Source organism: Pseudomonas sp. NPDC088429, assembly GCF_044753305.1.
In the GTDB taxonomy this organism is placed as follows: Bacteria; Pseudomonadota; Gammaproteobacteria; order Pseudomonadales; family Pseudomonadaceae; genus Aquipseudomonas; species Aquipseudomonas rustica.
Map to the genome: position 1 here is coordinate 16613 of NZ_JBIVMX010000010.1, position 22498 is coordinate 39110.

General features: G+C 58.1%; 19 protein-coding genes and 1 pseudogene. 6 read left to right on the plus strand and 14 right to left on the minus strand.

Annotation, left to right across the window (positions count from 1 at the left end; genetic code table 11):
- Positions 1–164: 164 nt before the first annotated feature.
- Positions 165–344: pseudogene (locus tag ACIP66_RS08210) on the minus strand (DUF6124 family protein); the annotation flags it as partial.
- 167 nt (positions 345–511) lie between these two features.
- Here ACIP66_RS08210 and ACIP66_RS08215 point away from each other — a divergent pair.
- Positions 512–916, plus strand: coding sequence for a hypothetical protein (locus ACIP66_RS08215; RefSeq protein ID WP_400647002.1), 405 nt, complete (start codon positions 512–514; stop codon positions 914–916).
- A 169-nt stretch (positions 917–1085) separates the two neighbouring features.
- Here ACIP66_RS08215 and ACIP66_RS08220 read toward each other — a convergent pair whose 3' ends face one another.
- The 5 genes from ACIP66_RS08220 to ACIP66_RS08240 form a co-directional block, all read right to left on the minus strand.
- On the minus strand, positions 1086–1418 hold the full coding sequence (locus ACIP66_RS08220) for a DUF2790 domain-containing protein (protein WP_400647004.1): 333 nt from the start codon (positions 1416–1418) through the stop codon (positions 1086–1088).
- Positions 1419–1484: 66 nt separating this feature from the next.
- On the minus strand, positions 1485–1685 hold the full coding sequence (locus ACIP66_RS08225) for a co-regulatory protein PtrA N-terminal domain-containing protein (RefSeq protein ID WP_053121647.1): 201 nt from the start codon (positions 1683–1685) through the stop codon (positions 1485–1487).
- Positions 1686–1936: 251 nt separating this feature from the next.
- Positions 1937–5086 (minus strand): CusA/CzcA family heavy metal efflux RND transporter, encoded by a 3150-nt coding sequence (locus ACIP66_RS08230; RefSeq protein WP_400647007.1) that lies wholly within the window; start codon positions 5084–5086, stop codon positions 1937–1939.
- A gap of 14 nt (positions 5087–5100) precedes the next feature.
- A complete protein-coding gene (locus tag ACIP66_RS08235; RefSeq protein ID WP_400647010.1) occupies positions 5101–6288 on the minus strand; it encodes an efflux RND transporter periplasmic adaptor subunit in 1188 nt (395 codons plus the stop codon).
- 49 nt (positions 6289–6337) lie between these two features.
- Entirely contained in the window at positions 6338–7585 is a 1248-nt protein-coding gene (locus ACIP66_RS08240) for a TolC family protein (RefSeq protein ID WP_400647013.1), read from the minus strand.
- A gap of 536 nt (positions 7586–8121) precedes the next feature.
- Between ACIP66_RS08240 and ACIP66_RS08245 the strand changes: the two genes are divergently transcribed.
- The 4 genes from ACIP66_RS08245 (at position 8122) to ACIP66_RS08260 (ending at position 10986) form a co-directional block, all read left to right on the plus strand.
- On the plus strand, positions 8122–8796 hold the full coding sequence (locus ACIP66_RS08245; protein WP_053121655.1) for a heavy metal response regulator transcription factor: 675 nt from the start codon (positions 8122–8124) through the stop codon (positions 8794–8796).
- The gene (locus tag ACIP66_RS08250; RefSeq protein ID WP_400647017.1) at positions 8793–10199 is read left to right on the plus strand and encodes a heavy metal sensor histidine kinase; all 1407 of its coding nucleotides are present in this window, start codon (positions 8793–8795) and stop codon (positions 10197–10199) included. Before ACIP66_RS08245 ends, ACIP66_RS08250 begins: the two co-directional genes overlap by 4 nt.
- A 92-nt stretch (positions 10200–10291) precedes the next feature.
- Complete coding sequence (locus tag ACIP66_RS08255; RefSeq protein WP_400647151.1) at positions 10292–10612, plus strand: type II toxin-antitoxin system Phd/YefM family antitoxin; 321 nt, start codon at positions 10292–10294, stop codon at positions 10610–10612.
- Positions 10609–10986, plus strand: a complete 378-nt coding sequence (locus tag ACIP66_RS08260) for a type II toxin-antitoxin system VapC family toxin (protein ID WP_053121660.1) — start codon at positions 10609–10611, stop codon at positions 10984–10986. The genes ACIP66_RS08255 and ACIP66_RS08260 overlap by 4 nt, the downstream gene beginning before the upstream one ends.
- 1032 nt (positions 10987–12018) lie before the next feature.
- Here the strand turns inward: ACIP66_RS08260 and ACIP66_RS08265 are convergent.
- Genes ACIP66_RS08265 through ACIP66_RS08290 form a run of 6 tightly spaced genes read right to left on the minus strand, consistent with a single transcriptional unit; the run spans position 12019 to position 17972 of the window.
- On the minus strand, positions 12019–13761 hold the full coding sequence (locus ACIP66_RS08265; RefSeq protein ID WP_053121662.1) for an ABC transporter substrate-binding protein: 1743 nt from the start codon (positions 13759–13761) through the stop codon (positions 12019–12021).
- A 48-nt stretch (positions 13762–13809) separates the two neighbouring features.
- Complete coding sequence (locus ACIP66_RS08270; RefSeq protein ID WP_053121664.1) at positions 13810–14082, minus strand: DUF2160 domain-containing protein; 273 nt, start codon at positions 14080–14082, stop codon at positions 13810–13812.
- 10 nt (positions 14083–14092) lie between these two features.
- Complete coding sequence (locus ACIP66_RS08275) at positions 14093–14893, minus strand: carbohydrate ABC transporter permease (RefSeq protein ID WP_400647021.1); 801 nt, start codon at positions 14891–14893, stop codon at positions 14093–14095.
- Between the two features lie 9 nt (positions 14894–14902).
- Positions 14903–15769, minus strand: a complete 867-nt coding sequence (locus ACIP66_RS08280) for a carbohydrate ABC transporter permease (protein WP_400647023.1) — start codon at positions 15767–15769, stop codon at positions 14903–14905.
- On the minus strand, positions 15766–16878 hold the full coding sequence (locus tag ACIP66_RS08285) for an ABC transporter ATP-binding protein (RefSeq protein WP_212551208.1): 1113 nt from the start codon (positions 16876–16878) through the stop codon (positions 15766–15768). Before ACIP66_RS08285 ends, ACIP66_RS08280 begins: the two co-directional genes overlap by 4 nt.
- Positions 16878–17972 carry an ABC transporter ATP-binding protein gene (locus tag ACIP66_RS08290; RefSeq protein WP_053121668.1) on the minus strand — a complete coding sequence of 365 codons (1095 nt, stop codon included), beginning with the start codon at positions 17970–17972 and terminating at the stop codon, positions 16878–16880. The genes ACIP66_RS08285 and ACIP66_RS08290 overlap by 1 nt, the downstream gene beginning before the upstream one ends.
- A 341-nt stretch (positions 17973–18313) precedes the next feature.
- On the opposite strand from ACIP66_RS08290, the gene ACIP66_RS08295 reads away from it, so the two are divergent.
- Positions 18314–20152: a sigma-54-dependent Fis family transcriptional regulator gene (locus ACIP66_RS08295; protein ID WP_400647027.1), complete on the plus strand. Its 1839-nt coding sequence runs from the start codon at positions 18314–18316 to the stop codon at positions 20150–20152.
- Positions 20153–20236: 84 nt separating this feature from the next.
- Here ACIP66_RS08295 and ACIP66_RS08300 read toward each other — a convergent pair whose 3' ends face one another.
- Positions 20237–21442 (minus strand): MFS transporter, encoded by a 1206-nt coding sequence (locus ACIP66_RS08300; protein WP_400647029.1) that lies wholly within the window; start codon positions 21440–21442, stop codon positions 20237–20239.
- A gap of 452 nt (positions 21443–21894) precedes the next feature.
- A partial coding sequence (locus tag ACIP66_RS08305) for a DALR domain-containing protein (protein WP_400647032.1) occupies positions 21895–22498 on the minus strand: 604 nt, incomplete at its 5' end.

Here is a 22498-nt window from a genome sequence, read left to right on the forward strand (position 1 = left end):
CCTCTATCTTCGCGGAAAAGTCTGACCGCAACGTATTAAATGTCACTCAATCTGCGGCATATCGAGACACTGTGAGAGTGAGCCTACTCGCGAACAAATCAGCACAGGCAAAATTCTCATCGCCTGACTTATAGCCATCGCGAGCAGGCTCACTCCTACAGGGGTTAGGCAGCGGGATCGACGTTATCCAGTGCCTTGTTTACCGCCAATTCACCGAGCATGACCACTTGCGCAATACCCAGCAGGGTCTTGCGATGCGTGCCTTCGAGCAAGGCTGCGAAGTCGCCGAGCATGACGGTGGCCGAGGCGAGGGATTCGCAGGCGTTGGCCAGTAAGAATTCGCTGAGGGCAAATGCGCTCCACAGAAATCGATATAACACTGAGCAACTCAGAAAAACGTCCAAGAGTCTACTGTCAACTCTGACAGTAGATCACCGAATAAAAATATCGATACTATCGAACGGCTGCTTTTAGAAGCGGCTCAATATATTCATTACGTAAAGGAATAGACATGAGCAACTCTACTGAAATCTCTACCACGTCGTTGACTGGCCACTTTAAAGCTATTACCACACACGACAGCAAGCCGTACTTGACCAGCGATACAGTGACTTACAGCAGCGACAACGTGACCGGGCGCCAAGGTGCACGCGAACTTCTACTGACATTTAAAAAAGGCACTCCACCAGGCGAATATCAATTTGACAAAGGGCATTTTACAGGAGGACGACTCACGAGCCAGCTTCCAGGCCCAGGGATCATCAACACACGATTCATTGTCATCCAAGGTGACTTAACGTTAACTGAAACAAGTCTTTCTAGAGTCACAGGCGCGTTTCATATCAAACTGATTGGCACACAAGACCCCAACGAAAAAATCGAGCTTAAGGGCACATTTGATATTCAAGACATTTAATAACCAACCTCTTCATTTTCGTTATAAACAGCGGCATAGAGCCAGAATTGATGCCGAAATAAAATCCGCTCACTGTAGGAGCTGCCGAAGGCTGCGATCTTTTGATCTTAAAAACCAAGATCAAAAGATCGCAGCCTTCGGCAGCTCCTACAGGGGATTGTGGTTTTTTTCAGGTTCCGCCGTTGCGACACACGCCCGCCACGCTGTATTTGATTGTGTTGAGCTGTCCCTTCGAATCTTCGTACGTCATCGCTGTAGGCACCACGGCGCACGCCGCCTCTGGCTTGACCACGCTCACCACTTTGACCACGTCCAGCTTCATCCCGTACGCGTAATCCTTCACCACCGGCGGCGCTTTGCCTTGGCTGGCGGCGTACTGTTCCATGGCTTTGCTGTTGGCGCTGAGCGCGCGTTCGAAGGTGCGATCACCGCCGCCCTCGGCCAGTGCATTCACCGACACTGCCATCGCTGCAGCGAACGCCATCCGTTTAAAAATCTTCATGTCCATTGCCTCATCGAATAGCCCGGCATCGGCAGTCGATGACAGGCTTGGTCACGTTCCGAACGCTTACAGCGCTTTGGTTTTGTCGTCTTTTTTCTCGTTCAACACGACAGGGTCGCGGGCCTGTTCCTTGGCAACGAAGAGTTCGACGGAGCGGTCGTTGGCGGCCATCATTTTTTCGAACGTGCGGTCACCGCCACCTTCGGCCATGACCAGGGAAGACACCGCGAGCGCGGCTGCGAAGGCACTGAGTTGGGCAAGTTTCATGGTTGATTCCTCGTTTAAGTAGCTGACGGGATCAAGGTAACAAGGTGAACCTTTCGTGACGGTGGCGGGGAAATTACAGATCCGTTATCTGCCGAAACACCCAAATTCCCAGACCAGAAAGAAACCCTTGTGGCGAGGGGATTTATCCCCGATGGGGCGCGCAGCGGCCCCTCTCTTGATCCAGAAAAGAAGCGGGCCTGCTGCGCAGTCCATCGGGGATAAATCCCCTCACCACAGGGGTTTTTGTTGATTTATGGGATAGGGGTTATGTCCTCATCCCGGCGATGGGCGAGTTGGTAGAGGGCCGGCAAGATCAGCAGTGTGAGGATGGTCGAGGAGAGGATCCCGCCGATCACCACGGTCGCCAGCGGACGCTGCACTTCAGCACCGGTGCCAGTCGCGAGCGCCATCGGAATGAACCCCAGCGACGCCACCAGCGCTGTCATCAACACTGGCCGCAAGCGTGTCAGTGCACCTTCGTTAATGGCATCGGAAAGCGAACGCCCCTCCTCCCGCAAATTACGAATAAACGCGATCATCACCAAGCCATTCAGCACCGCCACACCCGACAACGCGATAAACCCCACCCCCGCCGAAATCGACAGCGGAATATCCCTTAACCAAAGCGCCATAACCCCGCCGGTCAGCGCAAACGGGATCCCGGTAAACACCAGCAGTCCATCCTTCAGGTTGTTGAACATCATGAACAACAACCCAAACACCAACAGCAACGCCACTGGCACGACAATCTGCAAACGCTTGGCCGCCGATTGCAGTTGTTCGAACTGCCCGCCCCAACTCGTCCAGTACCCGGCCGGCACTTGCACATCACGCTCAATCACTGCACCGGCCTCGCTGACAAACGAACCGATGTCACGCCCACGCACGTTGGCGCTGACGATCACCAGGCGTTTACCGTTTTCGCGGCTGACCTGATTCGGGCCGAGCACCAGATCGAGGCTGGCGACTTCCTTGAGGGCGATAAAACCGATCTGACTCGCCGTGCCATTCACAGAAGGCACCGGAATCAGCAGCGCCGAGAGTCCGTCGATGTCCTTGCGCATGGCATCGGACAAACGCACGACCATGTCGAAACGCCGATCGCCTTCATACAAAATCCCCGCCTGACGCCCGCCCACCGCAACGGCAATCGTGTCCTGCACATCCCCCACATTCAGCCCATAACGCGCAGCCTTGTCGCGATCGATATTGATGGTCAGCACCGGCAACCCGGTGGTTTGCTCGACCTTCACTTCAGAGGCACCGTTGACCTTTTGCATGGCTGCGGCAATCTTCGCCGCCGTGGCGTTGAGCACGTCCATGTCATCGCCAAACACCTTCACCGCGACATCGCTGCGCACCCCGGAAATCAGTTCGTTGAAGCGCAACTGAATCGGCTGCGACAACTCATAGTTGCTGCCGGGCAAGGTCGCCGCAGCGGCTTGCAGTTCCGCCATCAAGGTTTCGCGCGACTTACGCGGATCCGGCCACTGCTCTTTCGGCTTGAGCATCACGTAGCTGTCGGAGATGTTCGGCGGCATCGGATCGGAAGCGATTTCGGCAGTACCGGTACGGGCAAAGACGCGTTCGACTTCCGGCACTTTCGCCAGAATCACCCTCTCCAGTCGCTGCTGCATATCCACCGATTGCGTCAGGCTGGTGCCCGGTACGCGCAGCGCTTGCAGGGCAAAATCCCCTTCGCTGAGGCTCGGCACAAACTCGCTGCCCATACGACTGGTGAGCACGCCGCTGAGCACGATCACAGCCAACGCAGCGCTCACCGCAACTGCGCGATGACTCATCACCCAGGCCAGCGCCGGCGCATAAACGCGGCGTGCACCGCGCATCACCGCGCCCTCTTCTTCCTTGACCTTGCCGGTCACGAACAACGCAATCGCCGCCGGCACAAAGGTCACCGACAACAGCATCGCGCCGAGCAAAGCGATGACCACAGTGAACGCCATCGGATGGAACATTTTCCCTTCGACGCCGCTCAACGCGAAGATCGGCAGGTACACGACCATGATGATCAATTGCCCGAAAATCAGCGGTCGCCGCGCTTCTTTCGCCGCCGCAAACACCTCCTTGAAACGCTCGGCGCGGGTCAATAAACGCCCATGATGCTGCTGCGCATGGGCCAATCGCCGCAGGGTGTTTTCAACGATTACCACCGCACCGTCGACAATAATCCCGAAGTCCAGTGCGCCGAGACTCATCAGGTTGGCGCTGACTTTGTTGCTGAACATCCCGGTGAAGGTGAACAGCATCGACAGCGGAATCACCATCGCAGTAATCAGCGCCGCGCGGATATTACCGAGGAACAAAAACAGAATCGCGATCACCAGAATCGCGCCTTCGATGAGGTTCTTTTTCACCGTGGCGATGGCTTTGTCGACCAGGTGTGTACGGTCGTAAACCGGCACGGCGATCACGCCTTGGGGCAAGGATTTATTGATCTGTTCAAGCTTGCTGGCCACCGCTTGCGAGACCGTTCGACTGTTCTCGCCGATCAGCATGAACACCGTGCCGAGCACCACTTCGCGACCGTTTTCCGTGGCCGCGCCGCTGCGCAATTCGCGGCCGATTTCTACCGTCGCCACGTTTTTCACGCGGATCGGCGTGCCGTCGACATTGGCCATGACGATATTGGCGATGTCCTCGGTGCTCGCCACTTGCCCCGGTGCGCGAATCAGCAATTGCTCGCCGCTGCGCTCGATGTACCCGGCGCCGACGTTGGCGTTGTTGCGCTCCAGCGCGGTGACCAGATCAGTGAGCGTCAACTTGTACGCCGCCAGCCGTTTCGGATCCGGCGCGATCTGATATTCCTTGGCGAAACCGCCGATGGTGTTGATCTCGGCCACACCCGGCACGTTGCGCAATTGCGGCTTGATGATCCAATCCTGAATCACCCGCAAATCGGTCGGCGTGTAGCTTGTGCCGTCGTCCTTGAGCGCGCCCTCCTTGGCTTCAACCGTCCACAGAAAAATCTCGCCGAGCCCGGTGGAAATCGGCCCCATCATCGCTTCCGCGCCTTCGGGCAATTGCTCCTTGGCGATCTGCAAACGCTCGTTGACCAACTGACGGGCGAAGAACAGGTCGGTGCCGTCCTTGAAGATCACCGTGACTTGCGACAGGCCCGAACGCGATAGCGAACGGGTCTGCTCCAGCGCCGGCAAACCGGCCATTGCGGTTTCAATCGGGAAGGTGATGCGCTGTTCGGTTTCCAGCGGCGAGAACCCGGCAGCGCCGGTGTTGATTTGCACCTGGACGTTGGTGATGTCGGGCACGGCGTCGATCGGCAGTTTTTGATAACTGGCGATACCGAGGCCGGCCATAAGCAGAACGGCGAGCAGGACGATAATGCGCTGCTCGATGGCAAACTGGATCAGGCGTTCGAACATGGGTGTCTTCCGGATCAGTGGCTGTGCTCGGCTGAGGCTTTGCCCAGTTCCGATTTGAGGACGAAGCTACCGGCGCTGGCGACTTGCGCGCCCGGCTCCAGCCCTTGGGTGATTTCCACCTGGCCCGCCGCGCGACTGCCCAACTCAACCGGGCGCGCTTCGAAACCATCGTCGGTGCGTACGAACACCGTCGGTTTGTCCTCGACGGTCTGGATTGCGGTTTCCGGTACGGCGACTTTCGCTTCGCGGCTGTCGGTAGCGACCAGCGCGGTGACGAACAGACCGGGGCGCCATGAGCCTTGCGGGTTTTCCAGGGTCACGCGCACGGTTGCAGTGCGGGTTTGTTCGCCGAGCAAACTGCCAACATAGGCCACGCTGCCAACAACTTCGGCGTTCAATTCCGGCGCGCTGACGGTGACCGCTTTACCCACTTGCACCATGTTCAGATCCTTCGGTGAAACGCCGAACGTCACCCACACCCGCGACAAATCCGAGAGCGTGAACGCTGCCGTGGTTTCATCGACCACCTCACCCGGCGTCAGGTGCTTTTCCACCACCACGCCGTCAAACGGCGCGCGCAATTCGTAGCGATTGCCGCCGGTGGCGAGCACGCTGCCGCTGAGCACGCTGATCTTTTGCCGCGCATTGCTTACGGCGATTTTGGCTTCTTGCAGAGCCTGACGCGCCTGGAGGAAATCCTGTTCGGCCGAGATCTTGTCCTGCCAGAGTTTTTTCTCCCGCTCATAGGTCGTGCGCGCCAACGCCAAACGCCGTTGCGCCGCCGCTTGTTCGCTGCGCTGATCGGAGATCTGCTGACTGGCGATCACCGCGAGCAGCTGGCCCTTCTTCACCGTCTGCCCGAGGTTGACCGAGACCGCCTCGACCACCCCCGGCACGCGCGGCACCACGTGGGCGGTGCGGTCATCGTCGAAGCGCACTTCACCGGGAAACGGCAAGCCGAGGCTGATGTTTTGCGGTTTCGCGTCAGCCAATTGAATGCCGGCAGCGGTGATTTGCTCGGCGCTCAATTCGATGTGCCCTTCTTCGCCATGCTCAGCCGCAGCGCCTTCTTCAGCGTGATCGGCGTGATCCGCCGCTTCATCGGCATGCGCGTCGATGGAGGCAGTGCCCGACCACATCGAGCCCACACCAATGCCCAACGCCAATGTCGCCGCAGCGACCACAATCAGTTTTTTGTCCATGGAAACTCCTCTGCGCCGTGCCATCGCGCAGTGCTCAAAAAGATGAAATTCAAGGGCTGACGGCGAGCTCGCCGAAGATCCGTTCGATGCGTACGCGGGCGTCGGTGGCTTCACTGACGGCCTGGATGTATTGGCTGCGCGCGGCGATCAGCGTGCGCTGCGCATCGAGCACATCGAGGAAGCCGAATTTGCCCATTTCGAAGCCGCGCGTGGCGCTGTCGACCGCACGTTGCGCGGCGGGCAGGATGGTCTGGTTGAAGGCTGTGACTTCGCCGTTGGCGGTCTGCCATTGCTCAAGACTGGTCTGGATTTCGGTGCGCAACCGCAGTTCGGTAGCGTTGCGCATATCCCGTGCCTGATCGGTGCGGCGCGCGGCGGCGAGCACGTTGCCTTGATTGCGGTTGAACAACGGAATCGGCATCGACAGCCCGACCACGTTGACCCGTTCGCGTTCGGTTTCGCTGTATTGGCTGCCCACGCTCACGGTCAGATCGGGGATGCGCTGGGACTTCTCCAATCCCAATGAGGCTTCGCGCTGATCGATCTGTAGTTTGGCCAGACGCAGCTCAGCGGTCTCATTCAGACGCTCGAGTAATCTTGTCGGCGGTGGAACAGCCATCAGGCTTTTCGCCGGTGCCTGCACCTTGGTCGATGCCGGCAAAGGCACGCCCATCACCTGCGCCAATTGTTGATACGCGTTGGCCTGATCGCGCTCGGCGCGGCTCACTTCAATACGTACTTCCGAGAGCTGCACTTGCGCCCGCGTGCCTTCAACCGGCGACGATTTACCGGCCTCAATGCGCCCGTCAGCCACGCGCAAACCCTTCTCGGCGAGTTGCAGCGATTGTCGAGACAGATCCAGGCGTTGCTGCGCGGTTTGCGCACTGTTGAACGCTTGAATCACATCGGCGCGCAAGGCATTGCGCTTGCGCTCCAGTTCGATGCCGGCGGCGTCCTGCGCGCGGCTGGCGACGTCGATCCGTGCACCGCGTTTGCCGCCCAGTTCAATCGGTTGGCTGAGCATGATCGTCGTGGTGCGCGAATCGCGGCGAGTGTCTTCGGCCTCCCAGGAAACTTCCGGGTTGGGGATCAAACCAGCCTGCACACGATCACCTTCGGCAATGCCGATTTCCCACTGCGCGGCGGCCAGATCGGGGTTACCGGCGAAGGCGCTTTGCAGGGCTTGATCCAGCGTCAGCGTCGAGGCATTCGCCAGGCTGGCACTGGCCAAAAACAGCAGGCTACCGAGTGTTTTTTGCAGGCGTGATCGCGCCGTCAGTTCAATTAAACCGGGCAATGGCAGACTTCCTTTATTCAAGAATCTTTGATGCCGCCACGGTAGGGTTTTGAACTTATCGACAAGGTGACTGGAACATTACAAATCCGTTATCCACGGTTGGAACTAGTTGTTTTGTTCTAGGATGCGAAGTGCGAATGCTGTTGTCGTAATACATGGAAACAAATGCGGGTTAGATATCTGCTGAACAGCACTTGCCTGAATCAAAGTTATGGAAGTTTTGGGGTTCCCGCTGCGACCGACTGTCGCAGAACCCTGGTTTAAAGCGCTTGGTCGTTGACCCTGTAGCCACTACAACCTTTATTGTGCGGACTTCCCCTCACCCCAGCCCTCTCCCGGGGGGAGAGGGAGCCGACCGAGTTGTCTGGCGGTATTTATCGACCTGTTACATCAAGTCGATTATGGATTCAGTAAAGCTTTTTCACGTCAGCGTAGTTCTGAAATATCCCCCATTCAATCCCCTCTCCCTCCGGGAGAGGACTAGGGTGAGGGCCCTTTTTAATCAAATACCCATTAAATATAAGTGGTGAAAGATCATGCGAATCCTTGTCGTCGAGGACGAGCTTAAAGCTGCCGAATACTTGCATCAGGGATTGACCGAAAGTGGATATGTGGTTGACCACGCCGCCACCGGCGCCGATGGTTTGCACCTGGCGCAACAACAGGCCTATGACCTGATTATTCTCGATGTGAACCTGCCCGAACTGGACGGCTGGGGCGTGCTCGAACAACTGCGCAAAACCCACGCCACGCGGGTGATGATGCTCACCGCGCGCGGACGTCTGGCCGACAAGATTCGTGGCCTCGATCTGGGCGCCGACGACTATCTGGTCAAACCGTTCGAATTCCCCGAACTGCTCGCGCGGGTACGCACCTTGATGCGTCGCAGCGAAAACATTCCGCTGCCACAGGTGCTGAAAGTCGCCGATCTGGAACTCGACCCGGGCCGCCATCGCGCATTCCGTGGCGAGCAACGCATCGACCTGACCACCAAGGAATTCGCCCTGCTGCACCTGCTGATGCGCCAGTCCGGCGAAGTGCTGACGCGCACGCAAATCATCTCATTGGTGTGGGACATGAATTTCGACTGCGACACCAATGTGGTCGAAGTGTCGATCCGCCGCTTGCGCGCAAAAATCGACGACCCGTTCGACAGCAAACTGATCCACACCCTGCGCGGTGTCGGCTACGTGCTGGAGGCGCGCGAATGAAACCGGCCAGCCTGTCGATGCGCCTCGGTTTGACGGTGAGCATTCTCGGCGCGCTGCTGGTGGTGTTTCTGGCGATCCTTGCCTATTTCGCCCTGACCCATGAGCTGAATGCGCTTTCCAGAGACAGTCTGGAAAAGAAGATGCAACAGGTCGAGCACAGCCTGTCGTTGTACGTCGATGCCAATGAAATCAGCGGTAAACCGCATATTTTGCTCGATCAGGTGATGGGCCATGACAACCTCACGCTGATGATTTATGACCGCTTGAATCAGCGTTCTCCGCTGCTCAAATCCGGCTCGGGACTGGCCGAGCCACGGGTTGAATTGAAGGCGGTTCGCGCCACCACAGATCAGTTGACCTACAGCGACAGCACCGACGCGGAAGGGAAGAAATTCCTCACTGCCTCGAAACTGATTCGCCTCAAGGACGGCAACAGCGTGCCCGTGCTGCTGTCGGTGGATAACGCCCACGATGAGGCGTTGCTCAGCGCCTATCTGCGCTCGACGCTGATTGCCTTGCCGCTGTTGCTGGTATTCATCGGCCTCACGGCGTGGGGCGCGGTACAACGCGGACTGGCGCCGATGCGCGAGTTTCGCAAAGTCGCGGCGATGGTCTCGACCCAGGATCTCGATCATCGCCTGTCGGTGGTGAACATGCCGCAGGAGTTGAGTGAACTGGCGCAAGGCATCAACTTCATGCTGCATCGACTGGACGCCGGGGTGCAGCAGTTGTCGCAGTTCTCCGACGACCTGGCGCATGAATTGCGCACGCCGATCAATAACCTGATGGGCAAGGCGCAAGTGACGCTCTCACGCGAACGCAGCGTTGAGGAATACAAGGATGTGCTGGTGTCGTGCACCGAAGAACTGGAGCGCGTGGCGCGGATCGTTTCCGACATGTTGTTTCTGGCGCAAGTGAGTCATCCGTCAGCGCTGGCGCCGTTTGAATCGGTGGCGCTGGAGGTTGAAGTGACGAAGGTGGCAGAGATGTTTTCGTTGTCGGCGCAGGACAAGAGCATTCATTTGAACGTGGTCGGGAGCGCGACGGTGCTGGGTGATCGGCTGATGATTCAACGGGCGATTTCGAATTTGTTGTCGAATGCTTTGCGGCACTGCCCGAACGGGAAAACCGTCACGTTGTTGATAGAACAAGGTGCGACGCAGACGTCGTTGCTAGTGAGCAATCCCGGCGCCGGGATCGAGGCGCAGCATCTACCGTATCTGTTTGACCGCTTCTACCGAGTCGATAGCAGCCGCTCAAGAACGCAGGGAAGTACCGGGCTGGGGTTAGCGATCGTGCGCTCGATCATGAGCCTGCATCAGGGGGTGGCGGAGGTGAAGAGCTTGCCGGGAGTTATGACCGTTTTCCGCCTGGGCTTCCGCACCACCGAATCATCCCTGTAGGAGTTGCCGCAGGCTGCGATCTTTTGCTCTTGTTTTTTAGATCAAGATCAAAAGATCGCAGCCTGCGGCAGCTCCTACATAGATTTTCGGACATAGTGTGGGCTGAAGAAGTCTATGAATTGGCAGTGCTGAAATATTCTGGCTATATTTGTCCAGAATACAGGGGTGAGCCGATGATCATCGTTCCGCTGGCTGAAGCAAAAAACAATTTATCCAAACTCGTCGATGATGCCGCTGCTGGCAAAGTCATTACGATTGCCAAGCATGGCCGAGCGATGGCTCGCCTCGTTCCCGTAGGAAAACCCAGCGCACAGCGAATTGGCGCAATGAAAGGCAAACTGGTGTTGCCCGACGATTTCGACTCACCATTGCCCGATGACATGCTTGATGCATTTGAGGGCACTCAAGCATGAGGCTTCTGCTCGACACGCACATTTTGCTCTGGACGCTCAGTGATGACGCGAGACTGTCCGGCAAAGCCAGAAAACTGATTGAGAACGCTGCCGATGTCTACATCAGCGCCGCCACCTTTTGGGAAATGGCGATCAAGGTCGGGCTCGGCAAGCTGAATGTTGATCTGGAAGAAGTCCGCCAATCTTGCCTTGATAGCGGCTTCATCGAACTGCCGGTGACTGCAGAACACGCCATCGCCGTGAAGGATCTTGAGCACCATCACCGGGATCCGTTTGACCGCATTATCGTGGCCACAGCAATGACCGAACCGATGAAGTTGCTCACGGCTGATCCTTTGGTTGCTCGGTACACCGACCTGGCTGTTTTGGTCTGACCTGATACCCCAGAAGCCTCAGGGCAGATGGCTTGCCAGCGATGGCGGTGGGTCAGTTGATTTCGATGTTGAATGGCAGACCGCATTCGCTTGCAGGCAAGCTCCCACAGTGACCTGCGGCGTGCGTGGAGTCTGTGGTCATCGCAGAAAAATGTGGGAGCCAGCCTGCTGGCGAAAGCGGTGGGTCAGTTAATTTTGATGTTGGATGGTAGGCCGCAATCGCGAGCAAGCCCGCTCCCACAGTGGTTTGTGGCGTACCCAAATTTTGTGAACACTGCAAAAACCTGTGGGAGCCGGCTTGCCAGCGATGGCGGCGGGTCAGTTGATTTCGATGTTGAATGGTAGGCTGCAATCGCTTGCAGGCAAGCTCCCACAGTGACCTGCGGCGTGCGCGGAGTCTGTGGTCATCGCAGAAAAATGTGGGGGCCAGTCTGCTGGCGAAAGCGGTGGGTCAGTCAATTTTGATGTTGGATGGTAGACCGGATTCGCGAGCAAGCTCGCTCCCACAGTGATTTGTGGCGTACCCAAATTTTGTGAACACTGCAAAAACCTGTGGGAGCCGGCTTGCTCGCGAAAGCGGTGGGTCAGTTGATTTCGATGTTGAATGTGAGGCCGCTTTCGCGAGCAAGCTCAGCTCCTACAAAAGCAAGATCAACAGATCGCAGCCTTCGGCAGCTCCTACATGGAATCGCGGCGAACTCGCATCCAATTAGGCCGAGTGTCAGCTCGCCTGCTTTTGATCTTAGAGCCCGTCGGGAGGCTGAGTGGAGGGATTCATACGGGGAAAGCATCGAGAGGAGGTGCAGCGAAGCAAACCGTAGGCGATGCCCCCGGATGAACCCGGAACGAAGGAACCCGAGCCTTAGCGAGGGCCGGACGTCAGGGCACAGCGTTTTGGTTACTTTTGGGCGTCTGCAAAAGTGACCCGCCGTAAGGGCGGAACCCTAACCAGCCACCCCCGCAGCAACGGATATGTACACCACCAGCCAAAAAAAAACGGCACCTCCCAGTGCCGTTTTCCAGCTTCAATGTTTACTTCCGCGCATCCGCCCAAGATTTCAACAGCTCGTTATAACTCACCGTCTCCCCCTTAGGCTTCTCATTCGCCAACTTAGGCTTCGGCGCCCCCGGTTGATCAAACCAATATTGCGCATCCCGCTCCGGATTCATCTTCGGCGCACACACCGCCTGCGCCTTCGAACGCTCCAGACGCGTCATGATCGCATCCTGATCCTTGGCCAACCCATCCAGCGCCTGCTGCGGCGTCTTCTCACCACTCGCCGCCTCAGCAATATGACTCCACCACAACTGCGCCAGACGCGGATAGTCCGGCACGTTAGTCCCGGTCGGCGTCCACTGCACCCGCGCCGGGCTGCGATAAAACTCAACCAGACCACCGAGCTTCGGCGCCAGATCAGTCATCGCCTGCGAGTTGATGTCCGACTCACGAATCGGCGTCAGCCCGACAATGGTTTTCTTCAGCGACACGGTTTTCGAGGTCACAAACTGCGCATACAACCACGCCGCCAGTTTCTGCTTCTCAGGCGTCGACTTCATGAACGTCCACGAACCCACGTCCTGATACCCGAGCTTCATGCCCTCCTCCCAATACGGCCCGCGTGGCGACGGCGCCATTCGCCATTTCGGCGTGCCGTCGGCGTTGACCACCGGCAGGCCCGGTTTGGTCATGTCGGCGGTAAACGCGGTGTACCAGAAAATCTGCTGGGCGATATTGCCCTGCGACGGCACTGGCCCAGATTCGGAGAAGGTCATGCCCGCCGCCTCCGGTGGCGCATAAGCCTTCAACCAATCGACATATTTTTGCGTAGCGAACACAGCGGCCGGGCCGTTGGTGTCGCCGCCACGGGTCACGCTGGAACCGACCGGATGGCAGTCCTCGACGCGAATCCCCCACTCGTCCACCGGCAAACCGTTGGGCAAACCCTTGTCGCCGCCACCGGCCATGGAGAACCAGGCATCGGTGAAGCGCCAGCCCAGCGACGGGTCTTTCTTGCCGTAATCCATGTGCCCGTAAACGCGCTTGCCGTCGATTTCCTTGACGTCTTCGCTGAAGAATTTGGCGATGTCTTCATAGGCCGACCAGTTCACCGGCACGCCCAATTCGTAGCCGTACTTTTCCTTGAACTTGGCTTTCAGATCGGCGCGCTCGAACCAGTCAGCGCGGAACCAGTAAAGGTTGGCGAATTGCTGGTCAGGCAGTTGATAGATCTTGCCGTCCGGCGCGGTGGTGAACGAGATGCCGATGAAGTCTTTTATGTCGAGGGTCGGCGAGGTGAAATTCTTGCCTTCGTTGGCCATCAGGTCGGTGATCGATTCGGTTTTGCCGTAGCGAAAGTGCGTACCGATCAGGTCCGAGTCGTTGACCCAGCCGTCATAGATATTTTTGTCGGACTGCATCACCGTCTGCATTTTCTCGACCACGTCGCCTTCTTGCAGCAGGTCGTGGGTGAGCTTGATCCCGGTGATTTCGGTGAATGCCTTGGCAAGCACTTTCGACTCGTATTCGTGGGTGGTCAGGGTCTCGGAAACGACCTTGATTTCCATGCCGCGAAACGGCTCGGCAGCCTTGATGAACCACTTCAATTCTTCGAGCTGCTGTTCAGCCGTCAGGGTCGACGGTTTGAATTCACTGCCGATCCATTTTTTCGCCGCGTCTTCGTAGGCATCGGCCCACGCGGCGGCGCTCAAACCGCTGAGTGCCAGCATGGCTGCCAATGAAATGCTATGTCGCAGCTTATTGTTTTTGTCGAACATAGAGACCTCCTGTTTAGGATTTCGGAGCACGGTTGCCGATTGACTCGACTAGCCCCAACGCATCACAGCCAACAGCCACACCAGGGACAACGCGGACGCCACCCAGATGCTCCAGTCGGTGGCGCCGATTACCAGCAAATGCAGGTAGGCGCTGCCGAGAAGACCGATAAACAAACGATCGCCACGGGTGGTGGCAATCGGTAGAAAACCTCGCCGCAAGATGCTCGGCGAACGCAATTCCCACGTGGTCATGCCGACCAGCAGCAGACCGATAACGATGAAAAATGCTGCGGTGGGTGTGGTCCAACTCATCCATTCCATCATCAGTTCCTCAGACCCGACCGAGGGCAAAGCCCTTGGCCACGTGGTTGCGAACAAACCAGATCACCAGCATGCCCGGCAGAATGGTCAACACCCCCGCCGCCGCCAGCACGCCCCAATCGATACCCGATGCTGAAACCGTACGCGTCATCACCGCCGCAATCGGCTTGGCGTTTACCGAGGTCAACGTGCGCGCCAGCAGCAACTCGACCCAGGAAAACATGAAGCAGAAAAACGCCGTGACGCCGATACCGGAGCCGATCAGCGGGATGAAAATCTTCACGAAAAACTTGGGGAAACTGTAGCCGTCGATGTAGGCGGTTTCGTCGATTTCCTTGGGCACGCCGGACATGAAGCCTTCAAGAATCCACACCGCCAATGGCACGTTGAACAGGCAGTGCGCCAAGGCCACAGCGATGTGCGTGTCGAATAGCCCAATCGACGAATACAACTGGAAGAACGGCAGCAAAAACACCGCCGGTGGCGCCATACGGTTGGTCAGTAGCCAGAAGAACAGATGCTTGTCGCCAAGAAAGCGATAGCGCGAAAACGCATAGGCCGCCGGCAGCGCCACACTCAACGAGATCACCGTGTTCAGGCTCACGTAATACAGCGAGTTGAGATAGCCGTTGTACCAACTCGGATCGGTGAAGATCACTTTGTAGTTCGCCAGCGTAAATTCCTGTGGGAAAAGCGTCAGGCCGCCGAGGATTTCGGTGTTGCTCTTGAAGGACATGTTCAGCAGCCAGTAGATCGGCACCAGCAGGAACAGGATGTACACCAGCAACGGAATAAGCTTTCTTTTGCTCATGGCCGGGCCTCAGCGGTTGGCGTCGGAGTGCGTCATGGCGGTGTAGAACAGCCAGGACACCAACAGGATGATCAGGAAGTACACCAGCGAAAACGCCGCTGCCGGACCGAGGTCGAATTGCCCTACGGCCATTTGGGTCAACGTCTGACTCAAGAAGGTCGTGGCATTGCCCGGCCCGCCGCCGGTGAGCACGAACGGCTCGGTGTAAATCATGAAACTGTCCATGAAACGCAGCATCACTGCGATCAGCAGCACGCTCTTCAACTTGGGCAACTGAATGTGCCTGAACACCGCCCAGGCTGAGGCTCGATCGATGCGCGCCGCTTGGTAATACACATCGGGAATCGCGCGCAATCCGGAGAAGCACAGCAACGCCACCAATGAAGTCCAGTGCCAGACATCCATCACCAGCACCGTCACCCAGGCGTCCATGGTGTTGGCCGCGTAGTTGTAGCTGATGCCCATCGCGTTGAGGCTTGAACCCAGTAGACCAATGTCGGCGCGGCCGAAAATCTGCCAGATGGTGCCGACCACGTTCCACGGAATCAGCAGCGGAATCGCCAGAATGATCAGCACCACCGACGACCAGCGGCCCTCGGTCGGCATGGTCAACGCGACGGCGATGCCCAGCGGAATTTCAATCAACAACACGCACGCCGAGTAGATGAACTGACGCAGCAACGAGTCGTGCAGACGCGGATCGAGCAGCACTTGCTTGTACCAGTCGGCACCGACGAAGTAGCGGCTGGACTGGTCGAAGATGTCCTGCACCGAATAGTTGACCACGGTCATCATCGGGATCACCGCACTGAACGCCACCAGCAGGAACACCGGCAACACCAGCCACCAGGCTTTGTTGTTCTGCACCTTGTTCATGGCTGCACCTCGCTGCTGTCGGCTTCTAGCAGAAACTCATCGGCATAAACCATCAGCCACTGCGCCGGAAAACTGATGTACGCGGTGCCCTGCGGCACCGGTTTGTCTTCGGCCAGACGCACTTTCAGCGGTGCGCCGTCGAGGTCGAGGGTCATGATCTTGTAGGTGCCGAGGTCTTCGACGTGTACGACGTTTGCCTGCATCGCGTCATCAAACGGTTCGTCCCACACGTGAATGAATTCAGGACGGATACCGACCTTCAGATTTTTCCACTGGCCGTGCTCGATATGTCGCTGCATGGCGTCGGACAACGGCAAGTGCGTCGAGGCGAAACCGACGCCGCCGGGTTGCGGCTGCACCTCGATCAGGTTCATCCCCGGGCTGCCGATGAAATAGCCGACAAAGGTGTGGCTCGGCCGTTCGAACAATTCCCGTGGCGTGCCGAACTGCACAATCTGGCCGCCGTACATCACCGCGATCTTGTCGGCGAAGGTCGAGGCTTCCAGTTGATCGTGGGTCACGTAGACCATGGTGATGTTGAACTGCTCGTGGATCTGCTTGAGCTTGCGCCGCAGTTTCCACTTCAGGTGCGGGTCGATCACCGTCAGCGGCTCGTCGAAGAGGATCGCGGAAACGTCATCGCGCACCAGACCACGGCCCATCGAGACTTTCTGTTTTTCGTCGGCGGTAAGGTTGCGTGCCTTCTTGCTCAGGAGGTTTTGCAGGTCGAGCACTTCGGCAATTTCCTGCACCTTGCTGTGCACTTTCGCCTCGGCCATGCCTTGATTGCGCAGGGGAAAGGCAAGGTTATCGAACACGGTCATGGTGTCGTAGACCACCGGAAACTGGAAAACCTGAGCGATGTTGCGCTTCTCCGGCGTCAGGTCGTTGACCGCTTTGCCGTCGAACAAGACGTGGCCCTGCGAGGGGCTGAGCAATCCGGAAATGATGTTGAGCAAGGTCGACTTGCCGCAACCCGATGGGCCAAGCAAGGCGTAAGCGCCGCCCTGCTCCCAGACATGATCCATCTCGCGGATCGCGTAATCCTCCGCGCCGCTCGGGGTTTTGCTGTAGCTGTGGGCGAGGTGCTGCAAACGGATTTCGGCCATCAGGCAACCCTCGCGACACGCCGGCCCGGTGCTTGCACCAGACGGCCCTGCGCATCGAAAACGAACAGTTTGTGGGTCGGGATGTAAATGCGGATCGGCGCATCGACGTCGTATTCGTGAACGCCGGGCAGGTGCAGCACCAGCAGGAAATGCTCGTTGCGCACGTGCAGGAAGGTTTCCGAACCGCTGATCTCGGCGACTTCGACGGTGACCGCCAGTTCGAGATCGTCATCGTTGCTCGGCACCAGCGAGATGTGGCTGGGGCGCACGCCAAAACGGAACTCGCCCTCGCCCACCGGGCGCAGATCGACGTTCAACGGGAAGTGCACAAAATTGGCGAAACTAACTTCGTTGCCGGCGATGCGCCCCGGCATCAGGTTGATCGGTGGCTCGGAGAACAATTCGGCAGCGAGCACGGTTTGTGGCTGGTGATACACCGACGTGGACGGGCCGCTCTGAATCACCCGGCCTTCGTGAAGAATGGTCGTGGTGCCGCCGAGGGCCAGCGCCTCGTTGGGTTCGGTGGTGGCGTAAATCGCAATGGTGTGGCGCGCCTTGAACAGCTCGCGCATTTCCTGGCGCAGCTCCTCGCGCAGTTTGTAATCGAGGTTGACCAGCGGTTCATCGAACAGGATCAGCTCGGCGTCTTTGACCAAGGCGCGGGCCATGGCGGTGCGCTGCTGCTGGCCGCCGGAGAGTTCCAGCGGAAAGCGTTGCAGAAACTTCTCGATGCGCAACATCCGCGCTGTTTCCTGCACTTTGCTGTGGATGATCTCTTTCGACACACCGGCCTGCCGTAGCGGCGAGGCGATGTTCTCGAACACGGTCATGGTCGGGTAATTGATGAACTGCTGATAGACCATCGACACGTTGCGCAGGCGCACCGGGCGTTGGGTGACGTCGACGCCGTTCATCAGGATGCGCCCGCTGTCGGGCTTGTCCAGACCAGCCATCAAGCGCATGAGGCTGGTTTTGCCGGACAGGGTGCGACCGAGCAAAACGTTGAACGAACCGGCTTCGAATTTCAGGCAGGCATCGTCGATCCAGGTCTGGCCCTCGACGGTGCGGCTGACGTGCTCCAGGGTGAGTGACATGGCTCGGCCTTTTTATTATTGGAGTCAAGCGACCTGTGCACGGGAGCGAGTTTCGTGCCAGAAATGGCAAGTGATTGATTTGGCGCGAAAATCGTTGAAAACGCAGGGATTGGGCGTTCATTGCTGAACACATTTGAACAGTCGGGCGATTGACAATGAACAATAGTGAACAACACTCTATGAACGCTTTTTGCGAACCGATCCCCCTGTAGGAGCTGCCGCAGGCTGCGATCTTTTGATCCTGTTTTTTTACCATCAAGATCAAAAGATCGCAGCCTGCGGCAGCTCCTACAGGGGATCGCATAACAATAATAAGAATGCTACATCAGAGGCTGACTGCCATGGCCGCACCTGCCCCGCCGCTGTCCCACGACGCGCTCGTCCAGAATTCCTGGCAACGTTGCCGCGCGTTTGGTCTTGATCACCAAAGCACCCCGGCCTTCGACCAACTCCCCGCCGCCGGCATTACGCACCTGCTCGACCGCCATCATTCACTGGTGCAGACCACGCATCAGGAAGTCCTGCCCTATTACGAAAACATCCTCAGCAATTCCAACTGCCTGATCATGCTCGCCGACAATCAGGGCCAGGTGCTGACATCGTGGGGCACGCAGCGCTTTATCGAGCCGAATCTGGCCAGGGGGTTTCAGGGCGGTGCGAGCTGGATGGAGCGCTGCAGCGGCACCAACGCGATCGGCACGGCACTGGCGTGCGAACAAGCGGTACATATCGAACACGATGAACACTTCCTCAAGGCCAACCGCTTTATGACCGGTTCCGCCGCGCCGATTTTCGATGCCGAGCGCAAGGTGATCGCCGTGCTCGATGTGTCCAGCGACAGTTATCTACCGCCGTCGCACACCTTGGGCATGGTCAAGATGATGAGCCAGACCGTGGAAAACCGGCTGATCCTCAACCTGTTCCATGGCCAGCATTTTCAACTGACCTTCAATACCGGGCTGAACAACCTCGACAGCCAGTGGGCCGGGTTGTTGATTTTTGATGAGAGCGGGCAAGTGCTGTCGGCCAATCGTCGGGCGGATAACCTGCTCGGTGTGCGCTTGTCGCGGGTCAGTGTTGAGAGTTTGTTTAATGTGTCGCTGCTGGAATTGCTCAATCAGCCGGATGATCTTCCGTTTGCCTTGCAGACCTCTGGGCGCAACCGTTTTCAGTGTCTATTGAAACGGCCGAAGCAGGCGTTGGTTCAGCCACGGGTGTTTATCGCGGAGGCCAAAGCGGCCGCACCATCGGGCATCAGCCTCAACTCCTTGCACTTCGGTGACAGTCGCGTGGAAAAAGCTGTACGTCAGGCTGAGCGTTTGCTGGAGAAAGACATTCCACTGCTGATCCACGGCGAAACCGGTGTAGGCAAGGAAGTCTTCGTCAAAGCCCTGCATCAAGCCAGTTCGCGCAGCAAACAGGCCTTCATCGCCGTCAACTGCGCAGCGATCCCCGCCGAACTGGTCGAATCCGAACTATTCGGCTACGAGAAAGGCGCGTTCACTGGAGCCAATCAAAAAGGCAGCATCGGCCTGATTCGCAAGGCGGACAAAGGCACGCTGTTCCTTGATGAAATCGGCGACATGCCGCTGCCGACTCAGGCGCGGTTGTTGCGGGTGTTGCAGGAGCGTTGTGTGCAACCGGTGGGCAGCAGCGAGTTGTTTGCGGTGGATTTGCGGATTATCTCGGCGACTAATCGCTCCTTGCGCGAACAAGTGCAATTGGGGCGGTTCAGGGAGGATTTGTATTACCGCATTGGTGGATTGACGCTGGAATTGCCGCCGCTGCGGGAGCGCAGTGATAAAGAGGCGTTGTTTAAACGCTTGTGGGAGCAGCATCGCGAGCCGACGCAATGGGCGGGATTGAGCCAGGAAGTGCTTGAGTTGTTTGATCGGCATCCGTGGCCGGGGAACTTGCGTCAGGTCAGTAGCGTGATGCAGGTGGCGCTGGCCATGGCCGAGGAGCAGCCAGTAAGACCGGAGCATTTGCCGGATGATTTTTTTGTCGATCTGGAGATGGAGCCGGTGGAAACCTGCGCCCCGTTAGGGATTGATCTGAACGATGTCGAGGCGTTGAATCGGGAGCTGAAGGCTTCCGGGGGCAATATTTCGCATTTGGCACGGCGGTTGGGGGTGAGCCGCAATACGCTTTATAAGCGGTTGCGGCAATTGGGGGGTTAGCAGCGCAGATCAAAAGATCGCAGCCTTCGGCAGCTCCTACAGGGATCGTATGTAGGAGCTGCCGAAGGCTGCGATCTTTTGACTTTAAATGGCTGGCTCAACCTGCACAGCAGAAGCCGCCGCCAATGTGCGCAACCCCACCCGCACAACGACCACCATCATCAAACCCGCACCAATAGCCACCGCAAATCCCGCTCGCGCGCCAAAGGTATCAATCACCATCCCCGCCAACATGCCGCCGAGTGCAACACCCACGCTGATCCCGGTGGTCATCCAAGTCAGCCCCTCAGTAATCCTCGATGACGGGATAATGATCGTGCCCATTTTCATCACCACAACCATCGTCGGTGCAAACGAGATGCCGGCGATAAACAGCGCGGCGGTCAGCACATAAACGTCCGTCGCAAAAACTGGCAGCACACCGGTAAACGCCGTGACCAATATCCCGATCAGGAACTGTTTTTCAATCGCCAGGGAAACCCTCATCGCCCCGAACGTCAGGCCTGCCACCAGCGAACCAAAGGCATAAGCCGCGAGAATGAATGTCGCCGACGCTGGCCAGCCTTGCGCATTGGCGAACGCAACGACGGCGACATCGATTGCTCCGCCGATAACGCCCATCGCCAACAGCGCCAAAACAATGGTGCGGACGCCAGAGATCAGCAAGGTTGAGCCGGCATGACTGCTGTGGCCCACGACAACCTTGGGTTCGGTCTGGCGTTGCAGTACAAACGCCGTGACCCCGATGGCCAGCAATCCGACCGCGACCAGCGGCCCCGCTTCGGCGAAAAAGCTCACGCTCAGTCCGATTGCCAGTGGCGGGCCGACGATGTAGGCCATTTCGGTCAGAACCGTGTCTAGCGAAAACGCCGTGTGTAACTGCGGCTTGCCCCGGAATAGCTGCGTCCATCGGGCGCGGATCATCGACGGCATGCTCGGCATTGTCCCCGCCAGTGCCGCCAGAATAAACAGCCATGCGGCGGGCGCGCGAATGTACACGGCGATGATCAGCGCCAGCAGCATCACGATGCTGAAAACCGTCACGACCGGCAGCACGCGGCTCTGGCCGCGCTGGTCAACGAGTTTCGAGATGTACGGGCCGAGCAGTGCATTGGCCAGGGTGAACGTGCCGGCGACTGCACCGGCCAGCCAGTACACACCGGTTTGCTGAACCAGCATGGTGATGATGCCAATGCCGATCATCGCCTGCGGCAACCGCGCGATGGAGCTCGCGAGCACTAACCCGGTGGCGCCGGGGGTCGCGAACAGTTCGCGGTAGTGATTGGCCATGATTTCTCCGTTGCAGAATCGTCATCGACGCAGCATCCGGCTGCGTCAGACATCAAGACCTACGCGCAGAGCAAAAGCAACCTCGGCTAAAAGCACAGATCAAAAGATCGCAGCCTTCGGCAGCTCCTACATGAGACGCGATTTCTGTAGGAGCTGCCGAAGGCTGCGATCTTTGATCGTTCCCACGCTCCGCGTGGGCATGCAGCCGGGGACGCTCCGCGTCCCTGCAACGCCGAACGCGGAGCGTCCGAAGAGGCATTCCCACGCAGAGCGTGGGAACGATCAAAACCAGTCGATTACGGATTCGGTACAGCACGTTCAGGTCGGCGTATCTCTTGAGCATCCCCCACTCAGTCCCCTCTCCCACCGGGAGAGGGTTAGGGTGAGGGGCTCTTCTCGCGGCCAAACAAAAACCCGCACGAGGCGGGTTTTGTTTTGCAGCAATAAAGCTATCAGTCAGCCAAACGCCAGGTAGTCCCACCCTTGCCGTCTTCCAACACCACACCCATCGCCGTCAGTTGATCACGAATCCGATCCGACTCAGCCCAATCCTTCCCGGCCCGAGCCGCCAGACGCGCGGCAATCAGCGCATCAACTTCAGCCGCATCGACACGCCCTTCAGCGCCCGCCTGCAGGAAGTCATCGGCTTCCAACTGCAACACACCCAACACGCTCGCCAGTTCTTTCAGACGCGCCGCCAGACCCGCCGCCGCATCGAGATCGCTCTCACGCAGGCGGTTGATCTCCCGCACCATCTCAAACAGCACCGCGCACGCTTCCGGGGTACCGAAGTCGTCGTTCATCACGGTAGTGAAGCGTTCAACAAACGCTTCGCCGCCCGCCGGTGCAACGGTCGGCAAGCCTTTGAGCGCGTGGTAGAAACGCTCGAGTGCGCCTTTGGCGTCCTTGAGGTTGTCTTCCGAGTAGTTGATCGCGCTGCGGTAGTGGCTCGACACCAGCAGGTAACGCACGACTTCCGGGTGGTATTTTTCCAGCACGTCGCGGATGGTGAAGAAGTTGTTCAAGGACTTTGACATCTTCTCGCCATTGATGCGA

Bases quoted from the DNA above. Each gene is read 5' to 3' on its own strand.
- ACIP66_RS08220 (WP_400647004.1), bottom strand. From the start codon at position 1,418: ATGAAGATTTTTAAACGGATGGCGTTCGCTGCAGCGATGGCAGTGTCG.
- ACIP66_RS08250 (WP_400647017.1), top strand. From the start codon at position 8,793: ATGAAACCGGCCAGCCTGTCGATGCGCCTCGGTTTGACGGTGAGCATT.
- ACIP66_RS08265 (WP_053121662.1), bottom strand. From the start codon at position 13,761: ATGTTCGACAAAAACAATAAGCTGCGACATAGCATTTCATTGGCAGCC.
- ACIP66_RS08275 (WP_400647021.1), bottom strand. From the start codon at position 14,893: ATGAGCAAAAGAAAGCTTATTCCGTTGCTGGTGTACATCCTGTTCCTG.
- ACIP66_RS08235 (WP_400647010.1), bottom strand. From the start codon at position 6,288: ATGGACAAAAAACTGATTGTGGTCGCTGCGGCGACATTGGCGTTGGGC.
- ACIP66_RS08215 (WP_400647002.1), top strand. From the start codon at position 512: ATGAGCAACTCTACTGAAATCTCTACCACGTCGTTGACTGGCCACTTT.
- ACIP66_RS08270 (WP_053121664.1), bottom strand. From the start codon at position 14,082: ATGGAATGGATGAGTTGGACCACACCCACCGCAGCATTTTTCATCGTT.
- ACIP66_RS08260 (WP_053121660.1), top strand. From the start codon at position 10,609: ATGAGGCTTCTGCTCGACACGCACATTTTGCTCTGGACGCTCAGTGAT.
- ACIP66_RS08245 (WP_053121655.1), top strand. From the start codon at position 8,122: ATGCGAATCCTTGTCGTCGAGGACGAGCTTAAAGCTGCCGAATACTTG.
- ACIP66_RS08230 (WP_400647007.1), bottom strand. From the start codon at position 5,086: ATGTTCGAACGCCTGATCCAGTTTGCCATCGAGCAGCGCATTATCGTC.
- ACIP66_RS08225 (WP_053121647.1), bottom strand. From the start codon at position 1,685: ATGAAACTTGCCCAACTCAGTGCCTTCGCAGCCGCGCTCGCGGTGTCT.
- ACIP66_RS08280 (WP_400647023.1), bottom strand. From the start codon at position 15,769: ATGAACAAGGTGCAGAACAACAAAGCCTGGTGGCTGGTGTTGCCGGTG.
- ACIP66_RS08285 (WP_212551208.1), bottom strand. From the start codon at position 16,878: ATGGCCGAAATCCGTTTGCAGCACCTCGCCCACAGCTACAGCAAAACC.
- ACIP66_RS08300 (WP_400647029.1), bottom strand. From the start codon at position 21,442: ATGGCCAATCACTACCGCGAACTGTTCGCGACCCCCGGCGCCACCGGG.
- ACIP66_RS08290 (WP_053121668.1), bottom strand. From the start codon at position 17,972: ATGTCACTCACCCTGGAGCACGTCAGCCGCACCGTCGAGGGCCAGACC.
- ACIP66_RS08295 (WP_400647027.1), top strand. From the start codon at position 18,314: ATGGCCGCACCTGCCCCGCCGCTGTCCCACGACGCGCTCGTCCAGAAT.